12 protein-coding genes are annotated in these 16,336 nt (G+C 74.1%); all 12 read right to left on the reverse strand.

Annotated elements, in window-relative coordinates; translation table 11 throughout:
• Positions 1-10: 10 nt before the first annotated feature.
• The 12 genes from ACFWY5_RS07045 to ACFWY5_RS07100 all read right to left on the reverse strand — a co-directional run bounded on the left by ACFWY5_RS07045 (position 11) and on the right by ACFWY5_RS07100 (position 16,328).
• A complete protein-coding gene (locus ACFWY5_RS07045; protein ID WP_379630781.1) occupies positions 11-1,450 on the reverse strand; it encodes an RsmB/NOP family class I SAM-dependent RNA methyltransferase in 1,440 nt (479 codons plus the stop codon).
• A complete protein-coding gene (gene fmt, locus ACFWY5_RS07050) occupies positions 1,447-2,376 on the reverse strand; it encodes a methionyl-tRNA formyltransferase (protein ID WP_379630782.1) in 930 nt (309 codons plus the stop codon). Before fmt ends, ACFWY5_RS07045 begins: the two co-directional genes overlap by 4 nt.
• A gap of 2 nt (positions 2,377-2,378) precedes the next feature.
• A complete protein-coding gene (gene def, locus ACFWY5_RS07055; protein WP_379618680.1) occupies positions 2,379-2,927 on the reverse strand; it encodes a peptide deformylase in 549 nt (182 codons plus the stop codon).
• 34 nt (positions 2,928-2,961) lie between these two features.
• Positions 2,962-4,293, reverse strand: a complete 1,332-nt coding sequence (locus ACFWY5_RS07060) for a hypothetical protein (RefSeq protein WP_379630783.1) — start codon at positions 4,291-4,293, stop codon at positions 2,962-2,964.
• Between the two features lie 38 nt (positions 4,294-4,331).
• Positions 4,332-5,921, reverse strand: a complete 1,590-nt coding sequence (locus ACFWY5_RS07065; RefSeq protein WP_379630784.1) for a hypothetical protein — start codon at positions 5,919-5,921, stop codon at positions 4,332-4,334.
• A 49-nt stretch (positions 5,922-5,970) separates the two neighbouring features.
• Entirely contained in the window at positions 5,971-8,049 is a 2,079-nt protein-coding gene (locus ACFWY5_RS07070) for a primosomal protein N' (protein WP_379618685.1), read from the reverse strand.
• A gap of 9 nt (positions 8,050-8,058) precedes the next feature.
• Positions 8,059-9,210, reverse strand: a complete 1,152-nt coding sequence (locus ACFWY5_RS07075) for a globin domain-containing protein (protein ID WP_379630785.1) — start codon at positions 9,208-9,210, stop codon at positions 8,059-8,061.
• A gap of 146 nt (positions 9,211-9,356) precedes the next feature.
• Positions 9,357-10,607, reverse strand: a complete 1,251-nt coding sequence (locus ACFWY5_RS07080; protein ID WP_379630786.1) for a LuxR C-terminal-related transcriptional regulator — start codon at positions 10,605-10,607, stop codon at positions 9,357-9,359.
• Between the two features lie 150 nt (positions 10,608-10,757).
• The gene (locus ACFWY5_RS07085; protein ID WP_379630787.1) at positions 10,758-13,034 is read right to left on the reverse strand and encodes an ATP-binding protein; all 2,277 of its coding nucleotides are present in this window, start codon (positions 13,032-13,034) and stop codon (positions 10,758-10,760) included.
• 562 nt (positions 13,035-13,596) lie between these two features.
• A complete protein-coding gene (gene metK / locus ACFWY5_RS07090; RefSeq protein ID WP_379618693.1) occupies positions 13,597-14,784 on the reverse strand; it encodes a methionine adenosyltransferase in 1,188 nt (395 codons plus the stop codon).
• A 120-nt stretch (positions 14,785-14,904) separates the two neighbouring features.
• On the reverse strand, positions 14,905-15,267 hold the full coding sequence (locus ACFWY5_RS07095) for a hypothetical protein (RefSeq protein ID WP_379618695.1): 363 nt from the start codon (positions 15,265-15,267) through the stop codon (positions 14,905-14,907).
• A gap of 317 nt (positions 15,268-15,584) precedes the next feature.
• A complete protein-coding gene (locus ACFWY5_RS07100; RefSeq protein WP_379618697.1) occupies positions 15,585-16,328 on the reverse strand; it encodes a PspA/IM30 family protein in 744 nt (247 codons plus the stop codon).
• Positions 16,329-16,336: the final 8 nt, after the last annotated feature.

The following is a 16,336-nucleotide window of genomic DNA, read 5'->3' on the forward strand; positions in this document are numbered from 1 at the left end:
CGCTTGCTTGTTACCGCTTGCGGAGCAGGGCCAGGAACATCGCGTCCATGCCGTGCCGGTGCGGCCAGAACTGCGCGTGCGGGCCGTCGCCGAGATCGGGCACCTCGGTCAGGTACGAGCGCGCGTCCAGCTGCTCGACGTCCTCCCGGCCCCGCAGCACGTCGGAGACCACGATCCCGGTCTCGGCCAGGTGCGGCGAGCAGGTGACGTAGGCGACGACGCCGCCGGGCCGTACCGCGTCGAGGGCGGTGCCCAGAAGGCCGCGCTGCAGCGCGCCGAGACCGGGCACGCCCGCGGGGTCGCGGCGCCACCGAGCCTCGGGACGGCGGCGCAGCGCGCCCAGGCCGGTGCAGGGCGCGTCCAGCATGATCCGGTCGAAGGCGCCGGACCGCCAGGCGGGCTCGGTGCCGTCGGCGGTGATCACCGAGGCCTCGCGGGTGGTCTGCCAGACCAGGCGGGCCCGGTGGTACTGGACGTCGGCGGCCAGCAGGTGCTTGCCGCCGGGGAAGCCCTCGTCGGGGTCGCCGTAGGCGGCGATGGCGTCGAGCAGGCCCGCCTTGCCGCCGGGGCCCGCGCACATGTCGAGCCAGAACTCGTCGCGGCCCTCCACCGGCACCCTGGCCAGGGCGAGGGCGACGAGCTGGCTGGCCTCGTCCTGCACGGCGGCGCGGTACTCGGCCACCGCCGGCACCTGGCCCGGGTCGCCCTCGGGCAGGTAGGCGGCATAGGGCGAGTAGCGGCCGGCCTCGGCGCCGGAGTCCTGCAGTTCGGGCACCGAGCTGCGGCCGGGACGGGCCACGAGCGTGACCAGCGGGCGCACGTTGTCGGCCGCCAGCAGATCGGCCGTCTCCGCGTCGTCGCCGCCGAGCGCGTCGCGGAAGGCGGACACGATCCAGCGCGGGTGGCTGTGGGCGATCGACATGTGGCCGACCGGGTCCTCGGGGGCCACGATCGGGATCCAGTCGTCGAGGGACCTGGCGGCCACCTTGCGCAGGACGGCGTTGGCGAACTTGGAGGCGCCGACGCCGACGCGCAGCCGTACCAGATCGACGGTCGTGCCCACCGCGGCGTGCGGCGGCACGCGCATCTTGAGCAGCTGGTGGGCGCCGAGCCGCAGCGCGTCGCGCACGTCGGGGTCGGGCGCGCGGTCGGTGCAGTACTCGATGATCGCGTCGTAGGTGCCGAGCCCGCGCAGCGTCCCGTAGGCCAGTTCGGTGGCGAGCGCCGCGTCGCGCCCGCCCAGCCGCCGCTCGCGCAGCAGGCGCGGCATCAGCAGGTTGGCGTAGGCGTCCCGCTCGTCGACGGCCCGTAGCACGTCGAAGGCCGCGTTGCGCGGCTCGTCCCGCACCGGCCCCTTCCCGGTACGGCTCCCGCCGCCCCTGCCCCGGCCGTAGCCGCCGTCACCACGACCGCGGCCCCGTGCGCCGCCGTCCCCCCGTGAAGCCGTCACGCGAACTTGTCCCCTTCGCCCAGGCGCGAGCCGCGGGCCCACTCGGCCGCGCTCATCGCCCGTTTGCCCTGCGCCTGCACCTCGGTCAGCTCGACCGGATGGGTGGCGGTGCCGACCAGCACCTCATGCTTGGTTGCCGCGATCACCCCGGGCTCCAGCCGGGCGGCGTCGGGCCGCGGCCGGACCGGGCCGAGCTTGACCCGCTGGCCGCGGAACTCGCTCCACGCGCCGGGGTTGGGCGTGCAGGCGCGCACGAGCCGGTCGATCCGCATGGCGGGCGCCTGCCAGTCGGCTCTGGCGTCGTCCACGTTGATCTTCGGTGCGTAGCTGATGCCGTCGGCGGGCTGGGGCCGGGGCTCCAGGGTGCCGTCCTCGATCCCGTCGAGGGTGGCGGCCAGCAGTCCGGCGCCGGAGATCGACAGGCGCTCCAGCAGCGCTCCGCTGGTGTCGCCGGCGCGGATCTCCTCGGTGACGACGCCGTAGACGGGCCCGGCGTCGAGTTCCTTGACGATCTGGAAGGTGGCCGCGCCGGTGATCTCGTCGCCGTGGAGCACCGAGTGCTGCACGGGGGCGGCGCCGCGCCAGGCGGGCAGCAGCGAGAAGTGCAGGTTGATCCAGCCCCGGCTGGGGACGTCGAGCGCGGACTGCGGCAGCAGCGCCCCGTAGGCGACGACCGGGCAGCAGTCGGGCTCCAGCGCGCGCAGCCGGTCGAGGAACGCGGGGTCGCCGGCCTTGGCCGGGCGCAGCACCTCGATGCCGGCCTCCTCGGCCAGCTCGGCGACGGGCGACGGGTGCACCTTGCGGCCGCGGCCGGTCTGGGCATCGGGGCGGGTGACCACGGCCACGACGTCGTGGCGCGGGGAGTCGATGAGGGCGCGCAGCGAGGGCAGGGCCGTCTCGGGCGTGCCGGCGAAGACCAGGCGCATGATCAGAGGGCCTTCCCGCCGGTGGCGTGCGGGGAGATCTTGACCGCCGGCGGGGTCAGTCCGCTCCACTCGGCCTCGCGGATGGCCTTCATCGCGAGCTTGCGCTGCGCGGAGTCCATCCGGTCGATGAACAGGATGCCGTCGAGGTGGTCGGTCTCGTGCTGGAAGCAGCGGGCCATCAGGTCGGTGCCTTCGAGGGTGACCGGCTCGCCGTGCATGTTGAGTCCCTTGGCGACGGCGCGGATGGCGCGGGGCGTCGGGAAGGACAGGCCGGGGAAGGACAGGCAGCCTTCCTCGCCCTCCTCGTCGAGGTCGGCCGACAGGTCGAGGTCGGGGTTGATCAGGTGGCCGAGCTGGTCGTCGACGTAGTAGGTGAAGACCCGCAGGCCCACGCCGATCTGCGGGGCGGCCAGGCCGGCGCCCGGCGCGTCCATCATCGTGTCGGTCAGGTCTTTGACCAGTTTGCGCAGCTCCTTGTCGAAGTCGACGACCGGGGCCGCCGGGGTGCGCAGCACCGGGTCTCCGAACAGCCGGATCGACTGGATCGCCAAGAGGCCAACTCCGTTCCGCGAAGGCAGGGTGGGATCAGCCCAGTTTAGTGGTCAGGAGCGACCTTGCTTTCATCGCGGCCTTGCGCGCCGCCTTGGCGACGGCGGCGTCGCCGTGGGTGGAGGCCAGGAGTTCGAGGACGGCCACGGTGTCGGGGTGGCTGGAGCCGGCCATCTCCCCCACGCTCCTGACCAGGTCCTCGCCGGACTCCAGCGCGCCGAACTCGCCGACGGACTCCGGGCTGCCGGAGATGTGGAGCAGGGCGGCGACGGAGTCGACGGCGATCCAGGTGTGGTCGTCGGAGCTGAGCGGCGGCGCGTCGAGGTCGCGGATGTGCAGCCAGGAGGCGGCGTAGCGCCACATGGTGGGGTCGGCGAGCGAGTCGCGTACCGGTGACTGGGCCTCGGGGCCGAGCTCTTCGAGTATGGCGCCCACGGCGCCGCGGTGGCCGGCGCCGCCGGCCGTGGCGACGGCCAGAAGGTCGCGGGCGGCCTGCTCGGGCGGGCGGCGCTCCAGCCAGGTCGTCACGGCGCTCTGCGTGACCGCGCCGCTGACCAGGGACTCCACCAGCGCTTCCGCGTCGAGCCCGGCGAAGACCTCGACCTCGGCCAGCGTGGGCGCCTCGTGGCCCTCGCGCAGCAGGTCGTGGCGGACGGCCCAGACGCCGAGCGGGGTCAGCGCGATCCGGCCGGTGCCGGTCTGCTGCACCAGGCCGCAGTAGGTGAGCAGGGACAGCGCCTCCAGCAGCTCGCCCGGCAGGCTGCCGCTGAGCTCGCGCAGCTCGGCCTGGCTCGGCTCGCAGGCGACCTCGTGCGACTGCAGCAGGCCCTTGGCGAGGTTGGCGATGGCGACGCCGGAGCGTACGGAGTAGATGGTGGCGAGGGTCTCGGCCAGGTGGCCGTCGATGACGCGCGAGCCGGTCAGGCGGGAGGACTCGGCCTGGTCGAGTACGTCCATGACGACGCCGTCCCAGAACTCCAGCGTGCCCTCGACGGGCAGGCGCAGGGGCAGCGCGCCGCGCGAGGCGGTGCCGCGCACGATCTGGAGCAGGCGGGTGTTGACCGCCACGATCCAGGCCAGCCGCAGCCGGGCCGGGGAGACGCCGAGCTCCTTGGCCGCGGCGGCGGCGTCGCTCTCGGACAGCAGCCCCTCATCGGTGACCGGGCGCTCGCCGGTCCAGGAGGTGAGCTTGATGGCGTCGGCGACGAGCGGCACCCCCGGCACCGCGGCGGCCAGCTCCGCGTCGGCGGCCGGCGCGACAGGCGGGAACGTCAATGCCTCCCTGACCTGGGGCGCGGGCGTCTCCACTGGAGCGGGCTCCTCGATCAGCTTGCGGAGCTCGGCGAGGTCGAAGACGTTGTTTGCCACCCACGAAACTTACTGCACACGAGTCACAGGGATGTACTTCATCGGATGGCTCGTGAGCGCGCTTTGAACGCCGCCTTGCGCGCCGCCTTGGCCTCTCCGCTGCCCGGCAGGGACCGCCCGAGCAGTTCGAGCACCTCGACCACGTCCGGGTGGTCGACCCGCCACATCTCCTCGATGAGGTGGGCGGGCGGGCCGGAGGCGGCCATGTTCTCGGCGAAGATCTCGGGGTCCTCGCGGGCCGCCGGCATCGCCAGCGCGAGCATGTCCACGCTGACCCACAGGAGCTCGTCCTGGGTGAGCGGCGGCGCGGGCATGCCCCTGGAGGTCAGCCAGTGGATGGCGTGCGGGCGCAGTTCCTCGTCGCCGAGCACCGCGCGCAGCGCCGGTTCCGCGGCGGCGCCGAGGTGGTCGACGATGGTGACCGCGATGCCGCGGGCGACGGCCGGGGCGCCGGTGGCGGCGGCCAGCAGTTCGGCGGCGGCCCGCTCGGGGGTGCGCCCGGCCAGCCAGCGTTCGATGTCGTGCTCGGCCGCCTCGGTCGGCATGCCGTCGAGCAGTCCCTCGATGAGGCCGACCGCGTCGGCGACGGCGAGGTCGGGCGCCTCGGGGGCGTCGCGGCCATGGGCGAGGTAGAGCTCGCGCAGCCCCCAGACGGCCAGCGGGCTCAGCCCGGCGCCGTCGTGCCGGCGCTCGACCAGCCCGCACCAGGCCAGCCGGTCGAGCACCGCCTCGACGTCCACGTCCGCGTCGGCCAGCTCGAACACGTGGTCGGCGACCACCTCGTCCGGCACCCGCGCCTGCAGGCGGTAGAGGCGGTCGAGCAGGTCGTAGAGGGCGTCGTCGAGCTCGGGCAGGCCGGTGACCGCGCCGGCGGTGTCGTGTTCGACCAGGTAGGCGACGGTACTCGCCCAGCCGCCGAGCCCCTGGTGCCCGGCCAGCGCCCACAGCAGCCTCGGCTCGGGCACCGGCGCGGCGGCGGCGTCCTTGGCGCGCAGCGCGCCCTTGGCCGTGGGGGTGCTGCCCCGGTCGCCCAGCCAGGCCAGCAGCCGGTCGCGGTCGGCCAGCAGGGCCACCTCGCCGAGCGCGGCCTCCAGCTCGCCCGCGGAGGCCAGCCGTACGGCGGGCAGCGGCGTGCACGCCGGGCAGTCGCAGGGCGCCTCCTCGATCTCGGGAAGCTCACTCCCGGGCGCGTCGGCGGAGGGGATCGCGATGTCCTGCTCCAGCGATTCCGGGCCGATCGAGCTGAACAGGCTCTTGGCCATGCCGAAGTTGGCCGGGTCGGCGAGGGCGGCGGGCATCTCCTCGGCGATCTCGCTCAGCCGCGCGCGCATGGCCCGCGCCCGGTCGGCGCCGGCGGCGCCGGAGGACTCGAGGTAGTCGACGAGCGTGCCGGCCGCGGCGATCGACTCGGGGGCGCTCTCCGGCGGCGCGATCACCTTGCGCGGGTAGATGGACAGCAGCAGGTCGTCGAAGGTCGATGGAGCGAAGTCGGCCAGCTCGTTCACGCCCAGATAGTCGCTGGCGTAGTCGCAGAGCAGCCGCACCTCGTCGGCGTCCACCTCGACGCCCCGCGCCCGCCCCCATGCGCGCAGGTCGTCGATGGCCCGGTTCACCCATTCGATCGACACAGGGAGACGCTAACGGCTGGCCAACAGATGAGCGAATCGGGGAAAGCGGCTAAATCAGGTCGAGAGGGTCGACACTCACCCGGACGACATCAGCCGCCTTACGCGCCGCACGCACTCCGGTGGCCCCTTTGAGCGCGGCGGCCAGCACGCCGCCGGAGGCTCTCGGGACCCGGATCATGGCGCGTTCCCGCTCGTCGTCGACCTGGACCGGGCCGAGGACCTGGGCCTCGTCCGGCAGGCGGACCTCGTCGAGCATCTGGCGTACGGCGGCGGCCGTACCGGTGAGCGTGGCCATCCGGACCGCGGGCGGGAAGCCGAGTTCGGCGCGGTCGGCGAGCTCGCGCTCGGCGTGCGTGACGGGGTCCCACCGCAGCAGCGCCTGTACGGCCGGCAGCGCCATGTCCGCCAGCACCACCAGCTCGGCGCCGGGCCGCAGCAGGGCGGCGGCGTTCATCCAGCGGCGCACGCCCTCCTCGGCCGCCCGCAGGTCAGCGCGGCCCAGCAGGGCCCAGCCGTCCAGGAGCACGGCGGCGGCGTACCCGCCGTCGGACACGGGCTCCGCGCCCGGCGTGGCCACCACCAGCGCCTTTCCGGATCCGACGCGCGCCAGGACCCCGTCCCTGCCGGACGTCTTGACCGGCACGGAGGGGAAGGCCCGCCCCAGTTCCTCGGCGGTGCGGCGGGCGCCGACCACGACCGCGCGCACGTGCGCGCCGCCGCAGTGCTCGCAGCGCCAGGCGGCGTCCACCCGGCCGCACCAGCGGCAGTAGGGCGCGGTGTGCCCGCTGCGCAGCGCCAGCGGCCCGTGGCAGGCGGCCCTCCCCGGCACGGCGTCGTCGATCCTGTTGCCCTGGTCGGGGGCGGTACGGGTGGGCGGCAGGGCGCAGCGGGCCGGGCGGCGGCACTGGCGGCAGGCGATCGAGGGCAGGTAGCCGCGCCTCGGGACCTGGACCAGCACCGGGCCGGACTCCAGCCCCTCGCGCAGCGCCCGCCAGGCGACGCTGGGCAGGCGGGCGGCGCGGGCGGCCTGGTCCTTGGCCAGTTCGGCGTCCTCGCCCGCCGGGCGCACCCTGGGGGCCTTGGCGCGCACGGTCTCGCGGGCGGCCACGATCGGCCTGGCCCAGCCGGTGGCGATGAGCTGGGTGGCCTCGGCGGTGCGGGCGTAGCCGCCGATGAGCATGGCCGCGCCGCCGCGGTGGGCGCGCAGGGCGAGCACCTCGCGCGCGTGCGGGTAGGGCGCCAGCCGTTCGGCGTGGAGGTCGTCGCCGTCGTCCCAGAGGGCGACGAACCCCAGGTCGGCGACGGGCGCGAACATGGCCGCGCGGGTGCCGACCACCGCGCGCGCCTGCCCGCGCAGCACCCGGAGCCAGCGCCGGTAGCGCTCGGCGGGCCCCAGTCCCGCGGTGAGCGCGACGTGCGCGCCGTCGCCGAGCAGCCGCTCAAGCACCTCGTCGGCGAGCGCCACGTCCTTGCCGTCCGGCACGACGACCAGCGCGCCCCGGCCGCCGGCCAGCGTGGCGCGCACCGCCTCGCCGATCGCCTCGGCCCACCCTCCGGCCCCGGGCAGCGCCGACCACACGGCCCTGGGCGCCCGTCCGTGCTCCAGCGCGTCCAGGAACGACGTCCCCATCGGGTATCCGGCCCAGGCCTGACCGTCTCCGGGCTCCGGCGGGCCGTCCGTGGCGGCCGCCTGCTCCGGCTCCGCCTCGACCTTGGCGTGCCGCGGGGGTACGGCCAGCCGCAGCACGTCGGCCAGCGTCCCGGCGTAGCGGTCGGCCACGGCCCTGGCCAGCGCGGCCACCTCGGCCGTGAGGACCGGCTCCGCCGACACCACCCGCTCGATCGCGGCCAGCTTCCCCCGGTGCTCGCTCTCCTCGGTCCGCTCCAGCAGGAACCCGTCCACGAGCTTGCCGGCGAACCGCACCCTGACCCGCACCCCCGGCAGCGCGCTGTCGTGCAGGGCGGCGGGCACGAGGTAGTCGAAGGGCCGGTCGAGGTGCGGCAGCGGGTTGTCGACCGCCACCCTGGCCACGGGCGCCTCGGGGGCGGGAACGACCGAGCCCTTGGCCTTCTGCGCGGCCGGGCGTACCGCATCCAGCGGCAGCAGGGCGTGGTCGGTCTCGGTCACGCACTACGTCTACCAGACCGTGGCCTCCGGTAAGGCCGGTCGGTCACTGGCCAGGTCGTGGTGGATGCGGGCGCGGGGCACGCCGTCGCGCAGCAGCCTGCGTACGGTGGCCTCGACCATGGCCGGCGGCCCGCAGACGTAGGCTTCGTGGTCGGTCCAGGCGCGGAAGCGCTCCAGCGCGTCGGGCAGCATGCCGCTCAGCGTGTCCCCGGAGGCGAGCCCTCCGGCGGGGCCGCCGTGGGAGACGACGGGCACCAGCCGCAGCCGGGGATGGCGGGCGGCCAGGACGAGCAGGTCGGGCAGGTCGTAGAGGTCCTGGGCGCTCCTGGCGCCGAACAGCAGGTGGATGCCGGGCCGCCGGCCCGAGGCGAGGATCTGCTCGATGATGGCCTTCAGCGGCGCCAGGCCGGTCCCGCCCGCGGCGAACAGCAGTTCCCGCTCCCCCTCCGGCGCGGCCATGGTGCCCATGGCGGGCCCGACGGTCAGCTCCTCTCCCGCCCTGGTCTCGTTGACCAGCGCGGTGGAGACGTGCCCGCCGGGCACCGCCCGTACGTGCAGCCGGATGAGGCCGTCGGGCGCGGGCGCGTTGGCGACGGAGTAGGTGCGCCAGATGCGGGGGTGGCGCGTGGTCAGGACGCTCACGTACTGCCCGGCCCGGTACGGCAGGCGCGCCGCGGGCCGGAGCGTCAGCACGGCGATGGACTCGCCCCTGCGCTCGTGCGCCACGACCTCGGCCCGCGTCCAGGCGGGCCCGTCGGTCTCGGCGGCGGCGCCGATCATGTGGTTGGCGGCCATGGTGTAGGCGCTGACCCAGGCGGACTCGGTGGCGCTGTCCCACGAGTGGCCGCTGAACCGGCGCACGGCCGCGATCAGGGCCCGGCCGACCGCGGTGTAGTGCTCGGGCGCCACGCCGTACTTGCGGTGGTCGCGCCCGAGCTGTCCCAGGTACTCGCGCAGGTCCCGCGGCCGGTCGAGGAGGGCGACGATCTGGCCGAGCGACACGAACAGCCGTTCCCTGCGCACGTCCATGACCGGCGGGAACATCGCCCGCAGCGCGGGGTCCTCCGCGAACAGCCGCCCGTAGAAGTACGCGGCCGCGCGCTCGGCGTGTGGTTCCACCCGGGCGAGGCTGGCCCGCACCAGGGCGGGGTCGATCGACATCGGCTTCCCCTCGTCGCTGTGGTGCCGGCGGATGGACGCGGGGCGCCGGACCCTGGGACCCCTCCCCTGGACGACGCCGGTGGTCACCCGCCGGCATGACAACAGTTCGTCGCCGACCCGGCCTCCCGCATCCGGAGAAGTGCCGATTAATCGCCGGAAGCCACCCAAGCGGCGACATGGGTGCGGGAAGCGAGATGCCCCTTCGCGAGGATGTTGCGGACGTGCGCGTCGACCGTCCGCTTCGAGATCACCAGCCGCCCGGCGATCTCCAGGTTCGTCAGGCCCTCGGCGATGAGCTTGGCGACCTGCAGCTCGCGAGGGCTCAGGACCACGCCACCGGCCTCGGGGCCGCCGCCGGGCGCGGGCACGGGCGCGGCCGTGGCGGCGCCGTAGCGGGCCGTCAGGCGCCTGCGCGCCCGCGCCTCGAGAAGCTCCAGCCCGACCTGACGGTACGGCCGCAGCAGCCGGTAACCGGCCGGCTCCCGCAGCACCACGGAACCGGCGACGAGGTCGCCCAGCACCGCGGCCACCCGCGCCCCGGGCAGGCCCGCCTCGACGCCGATCGCCTCGGCCGTCTCCCGGTCGAAGCCGCCGTCCACCACCGACAACGCCGCCCACAGCGTGCGCTGCTCCACCCCGCACAGCGCGTGGCTCCACTCGACCATGGCGCGCAGGTCGCGCTGGCGCGGCAGCGTGTTGGTGGTCCCCGCCGCCAGCAGGGGGCAGCGGTCGCGCAGCCGGTCACGCAGTTCCGGGGCGGTCAGCGAGCGCAGGCACGCCGCGGCCAGTTCGACGGCCAGCGGCAGGCCGTCCAGGCTCCGGCAGATCTCGGCGACCGCGGCGCGCGTGCCGCCGGACAGGGAGAAGTCGGGGTCGACGGCGGCGGCGCGCTCGGCGAACAGCGTGACGGCGTCGGCCTCCGCCAGCGGCCGCACGTACAGCAGGCGCTGCCCTGCCAGGTCGAGCGGCTGCCGTCCGGCCACCACGATCTTGACGTGGGGCGCCCGGCGCAGCAGTACCTCCGCCAGACGCCCGACGGGCCCGATCAGGTGCTCGCAGGTGTCGAGCACGAGCAGCGCCCTGCGCTCGCGCAGCGCCGCGGCGATCCCCTCGGGGGTACGCGCCTGCGGCCGGCCGATCGCGGCCGCCACACGGGCGGTCAGCGCCGGTTCCCCGGTCACCGCCGACAACTCGGCGTACCAGGTCCCGCCGGGGAAACGCCGCCGGGCGTGGCGGGCGACCCTGACCGCCACGCGGCTCTTGCCCACCCCTCCGGGCCCCGTGACCGCGAGCAGGCGCGTGCGTGCCAGCGCCCGCAGGCCCTCGGCCACCTCGGCCGCGTGGCCGATCATGCTGGTGAACTCGGCGGGGAGATTCCCCCTGCCTCGCTCGACCATGGACCCCTCCCTCCTGGCGGCGGGCCGTCCGTGCCGCGGACCTTGTAGGTTCGCGTCAGCGCGCGAACCGCCCCCGCATCCCCGGACAACGGACACGTTGAGTATTCACGCCATCACCCATGGCGACATCGGGGATTATGCCTATCCTGCTCAGTCTTCCTCCCTCTGCCTGCGCCTGATCACCCATGCGGCGATCTGGCTGCGTCCGGAGAAGCCGAGTTTGGCGAGGATGTTCTCGACGTGCGTGTCAACCGTGCGCCGGGACACGACGAGCCGGTGGGCGATCAGCCGGTTGGTGAGCCCGGCGGCGACCAGGTCGGCGACATCGGCCTCGCGCGGCGTCAGCGGCGCCCACGCCGGAACCGCCCGCGGCTCGCTCTCCTCCGGCTCGCCGGACAGCGCCTCGGCGATCGCCTCCTCCGCCGACAGCGCCCGTCCGGCGGCCTTGACGCGCTCCAGCTGGGACCCCAGGGCCTCGGCCAGCTCGTCCTGGTACTGCTTGCGCTCGGCCGCCATGTGCGGCGAGCCCAGCAGCGGCCGTACCTCGGCGCCCCAGAGCCGGTGCGCGGCGCTCAGCAGCCGCGCGGCCCGCGCGTGCGCGCCGCGGTCGGCCGCCAGCCACGCCAGCACCTCCACGCAGAACGCCCGCCCGAACGTCGTCTCCACCCGCGCGTGCGTGCGCAGCGCCGCGCGCGCGTGCCCCTCGGCCTCGCCGGTCCGTCCGCACCGCCGCAGCAGCAGCGCCAGCGCCAGGTCCGCCCACGCCGCGCCGCACCCGTCACCCGCCTGCCCGCACAGCCGCGCCGCCCGGGTCAGCACCCGTTCCGCCTCTTCGGTACGGCCCGCCGTCAGCAACGTGAACCCCAGCTCGATCAGGCCGTTGAGCAGGTGGACGCCGCCGTGTCCCGCCAGCCCGTCCACGCTCTCGCGCAGCAGCCGCTCGGCCGCCTCCAGGTCGCCCTCGCAGAACCGCAGCGTGCCGCGCATCTTCGTGAGGTGCAGGCCGCCGAGCCTGCCCAGCCGGGCCGCCGGCTCCGCGGCGCCGTCCAGCGCGCGCCGGGCGGCGGGCAGGTCGCCCTGGCCGATGGCGATGTGGGCGAGTTCGAGGTGGGCGCCCAGACGGACCCAGTCGGGGGCCTCGGTGCCGGGGAGCAGGCGGTCGAGGTACTGCCGGCCGTACCTGGCCATGCCGCCGAACACCCACAGGTAGCCGAGGCGCAGGCCCATCTCCAGACCGGCGGCGCGCCCGGCGGGGTCGGCGGCGTAGGACTCCAGGGCGGCCCGCAGGTTCGGCCAGTCGGAACGTGCCCGCAGCACCTCCTCCACGCGGTCGCGTCCGGCGCGCTCCACGCCGAAGCGGCGGGCGACGGCGAAGTAGTACTCGCGGTGGCGCACCCGCAGCCGCTCCGCCTCGGGCTCCGGCACGCGTCCCATGGCGTACTCGCGCAGGCCGTCCAGCATCCGGTACACGGTGCGCCGTCCGTCGTGCTCGCGGACCACGATCGACTTCTCGACCAGCGCGGCCAGTGTCGGGTAGACGAGAGTGCCGGGCAGGCCGGCGTCGGAGCAGACGCGCTCGGCGGCGTCCAGGTCGAAGGAGCCGGAGAAGACGGTCAGCCGCTCCCACAGCAGCCGCTCCTCCTTGGTGCACAGATCGTGGCTCCAGGCGATGGCCGCCTGCATCGTCGAGTGGCGCCCGCCGCGGGCGCGCGAGTCCGCGTGGCCCAGCGAGCCGTGGGCGTCCATGAGCCGCAGGAGCCTGGCGACGGGCAGCAGCCGGGCGCGTACCGCGGTCAGCTCGATGGCCAGCGGGATGCCCTGGATGCGCCGGCACAGCTCGGCCACGACGGGGGCGTTGTCGGGCCGCAGCTCGAACGCCGGGTCCACGGCGGCCACCCGGTCCAGGAACAACGCGACGGACTCGACGTGCGCGACCGCCGCCGGCTCGGTCTCCGGCCCCGGTACGGCCAGCGGCCGGACGATCACGATGTGCTCACCGGGGGCGCGTAAGGCCTGGCGGCTGGTGACCAGGATGTGCAGGCCGGGCGCGGCGGGCAGCAGGGCCTGGGCCAGCCGGGAACAGGCTTCCGCGACGTGCTCGCAGGTGTCGAGGACCAGGAGCATGCGCCGATCGGCCACGTGGGCCGCCGACTCGGCGGGCGCGCTGACGCCCAGGGCCTGGGCGATCGCCTCGTCCACCGCTTCGGCCGTGGTGGCGCCGGACAGCTCGACGTAGGTGACGCCGTCGGTGAAGGCCCGCCGCATGAGCTGCGCGGCGCGTACGGCCACGCGTGTCTTGCCCACGCCCGCTATCCCGGTGACCGTGACCAGGCGGCTTCGCTGGAGCATCCTGCGGACCCCGGCGACCTCCTGACGGCGGCCCACGAAGCTGGTGACGGCGGTGGGGAGGGCTGCCCGCGACAGCATGGTCCCGCACCCCCAACAAGCCGCACCCGCGGCCCCGTGTGGCGGGCCCGGTTCTGGAAGATCCCTGAGAACACGTTATATGGATCTTGGACCGGACACACACGGCCCCCGCCCTGCCGCACACTCCGAACGCGGTCCCGCCACACCCTGACGCTCCGCGCGGGCGTCACACACGGGCTCCCCTCACCCCGAGCACGCAGGCCCCCGCCTCCCGCAACACCCGTGGTCACACAGGAGCCAGCCCTGGAGGCCCTGAGCCGCGGCCCCCTGAACCGCAGCCCCCTGAACCGCAGGGCCCTGGGCTTGCCGGGCCTTGGGCCGCCGGCCCCTGAGCCCGAGTCCCAGAGCCGCTGGCCCTTGAGCCTCAGCCCCCCTGAGCCACTGACCTTTGAGCCGCTGGCACCAAGGCCGCTGGCCCCTGGGCCGCTCTTCCCCCGGCCGTGACCGTGTCCCGGGCCGGGCAGCCCCGGGCCTGGGCCGAGGTGCTTGGGTCCGGGCATGCGTGAGCCCTGAGGCCGCCGGGTGGCGGGGCTCAGGGCTCAGGCGGTGGAACGGGTGCCGGTCAGAGGCCGGCGGCGGTGCGGAGAGACTCGGCGCGGTCGGTCGACTCCCAGGAGAAGCCCTCGCGGCCGAAGTGGCCGTAGGCGGCGGTCTCGGAGTAGATCGGGCGCAGCAGGTCGAGGTCGCGGATGATGGCCGCGGGACGGAGGTCGAAGACCTGCAGCACGGCGGCCTGGATCTTCTCGATCTCGACCTTCTCGGTGCCGAAGCACTCCACGAACAGGCCGACCGGCTGGGCCTTGCCGATGGCGTAGGCGACCTGGACCTCGCAGCGGTCGGCCAGGCCGGCCGCGACGACGTTCTTGGCGACCCAGCGCATCGCGTAGGCGGCCGAGCGGTCGACCTTGGACGGGTCCTTGCCGGAGAAGGCGCCGCCGCCGTGGCGGGCCATGCCGCCGTACGTGTCAATGATGATCTTGCGGCCGGTGAGGCCGGCGTCGCCCATGGGGCCGCCGATCTCGAAGCGGCCGGTCGGGTTGACCAGCAGGCGGTAGCCCTCGATGTCGATCTCGAGCCCGGCGAGCACGGGGTCGACCACGTGCTCCTTGATGTCGGGGGCGAGCATCTCCTTGAGGTCGATCTCGGCCGCGTGCTGCGTGGAGACGACCACGGTGTCGAGGCGGACCGGCGTGTCGCCGTCGTACTCGATGGTGACCTGGGTCTTGCCGTCGGGGCGCAGGTACGGCACGGTGCCCGACTTGCGGACCTCCGACAGGCGCTGGGCGAGCCGGTGCGCGAGCATGATCGGCAGCGGCATCAGCTCGGGGGTCTCGCGGCAGGCGTAGCCGAACATCAGGCCCTGGTCACCGGCGCCCTGGCGGTCGAGCTCGTCGCCGACGCCCTCCTCGCGGTGCTCGTAGGCGTCGTCGACGCCCTGGGCGATGTCGGGCGACTGCGCGCCGATCGAGACGGAGACGCCGCAGGACGCGCCGTCGAAGCCCTTGTGCGAGGCGTCGTAGCCGATCTCAAGGATCTTCTCGCGGATGACGCCGGGGATGTCGACATAGGTCTCGGTCGTCACCTCGCCCGCGACGTGGACCTGGCCGGTAGTGATCATCGTCTCGACGGCGACCCTGCTCTTGTGGTCGTCCTTGAGCATGGCGTCGAGAATCGCGTCACTGATCTGGTCGGCGATCTTGTCCGGGTGGCCCTCGGTGACCGACTCGGAGGTGAACAGGCGACGTGACAACTCAGTGGCTCCTCATGCAGCGGCTGCTGACGTATGTGCGGCTCGGACAGGTGGACACCAGCCTGGGCCTCGCCGAAGTCTAGCCCCACGGGAGGCCAGGTAGCGAAACCGCGGGCCGATTCAGAGATCCGGCAGTGGGTCGGGTGGAAGCGTCTCGGGCGCGAAGATCTCCGCGTCCGCCGCTCTCACCACGGCGGCGTACTCCTCATCGAACTCGAAGGCCATCGAGCCGAGCTCGATGATCGATCCAGTCATGATGGGGCCCAGGCGTGTCGCCCTCGGGAACGTGGCATGGACCGACACCGGCCGGTCGCTCCTGAGCATCCTGGTGGCGAGCACCGAGATCGCCCCGTCGGTGACCACGATGAGGAAGTTGGCCATCCCCGGCGGCCCCACCGACAGCGCGGGAAACACGTATCTGATCTGTTCGTCGGGCCCGAGCAGCGTCCTGCAGCGGTCCCTCACCGCGGTTCCTACCGGCATCTGCGTTCTCCCCCTTTGTGTAAGTATCCGCAGGGGTACGGCAACGCGGCAACATCCAAATCCCGATCCCCCGCCCCAAACCCAGGAGACGACCGCGGCAGCGGGCAAGGGCGTGGTCGTCACGGCGGGAGGCCGTTGGCCTTCACGACCGGCGCTCGACAGGCGCCCGCCCGCGACGGCGGGGCGGGCAAGGCGGCGGGAGCCGTAACGGATGGCGGGCGTGAAGGACGCCCACCCACAGCGGACACAAGCCGCAACGAACGGAACGCGAAAAACAGCCCGGCCGCGCCGGAGAAAGTGGCGCGGCCGGGATGGGATTAGTTGGGGCTGGGGGATTGGATTTGGAGGGGTTTGCCCATCTTGAGGGCGGCCAGGCGGGCCTCGATCTCGGCCTGGGCGCTGACGTCCTCCAGGCTCTCGAACTGCGCGTCGAGCGACGAGGCGGCCAGCTCCTGCTGTCCGATGACCTTCGCCTCCTCCCGCTTGATCTTCTCCTCGAAGCGGCTGACCTCGCTGGTCGGGTCGAGGATGTCGATGCTCTTGATCGCGTCCTGGACCTGTGACTGGGCCTGGGCGGTCTTGGCGCGGGAGACGAGTTCGTCGCGCTTGCTCCGGAGCTCGCCAAGCTTGTTCCGCATCTGCTGAAGGCCCGCCTTGAGCTTGTCGACGACCTCCCGCTGCGCCGCGATGCCCGGCTCCGCGGCCTTCGCCTCCTGCTCGGCGGACATCTGGCGGCCCAGGGCGACCTTGGCGAGTTCGTCGAACTTGTCGCCCTCCGTCCGCTGCCCCGACGCGCGCAACTGGTCGGCGCGCTGGCTGGCGGCCATGGCCTTCTTGCCCCATTCCTCCGCCGCCTGGACGTCCTCGCGGTAGTCGGCCTCGACCATCCGCAGCGACCCGATGGTCTGCGCGATGGCCTTCTCCGCCTCGGCGATGTTGTCGGTGTAGTCGCGCACCATCTGGTCGAGCATGAGCTGCGGATCCTCGGCCGAGTCCAGCAGCGCGTTGATGTTGGCCCTGGCCAGCTGGGCGACACGGCCGAAGATGGACTGTTTGGACATTGCTCATT

This window comes from Nonomuraea sp. NPDC059007 (assembly GCF_042740555.1).
In the GTDB taxonomy this organism is placed as follows: Bacteria; Actinomycetota; Actinomycetes; order Streptosporangiales; family Streptosporangiaceae; genus Nonomuraea.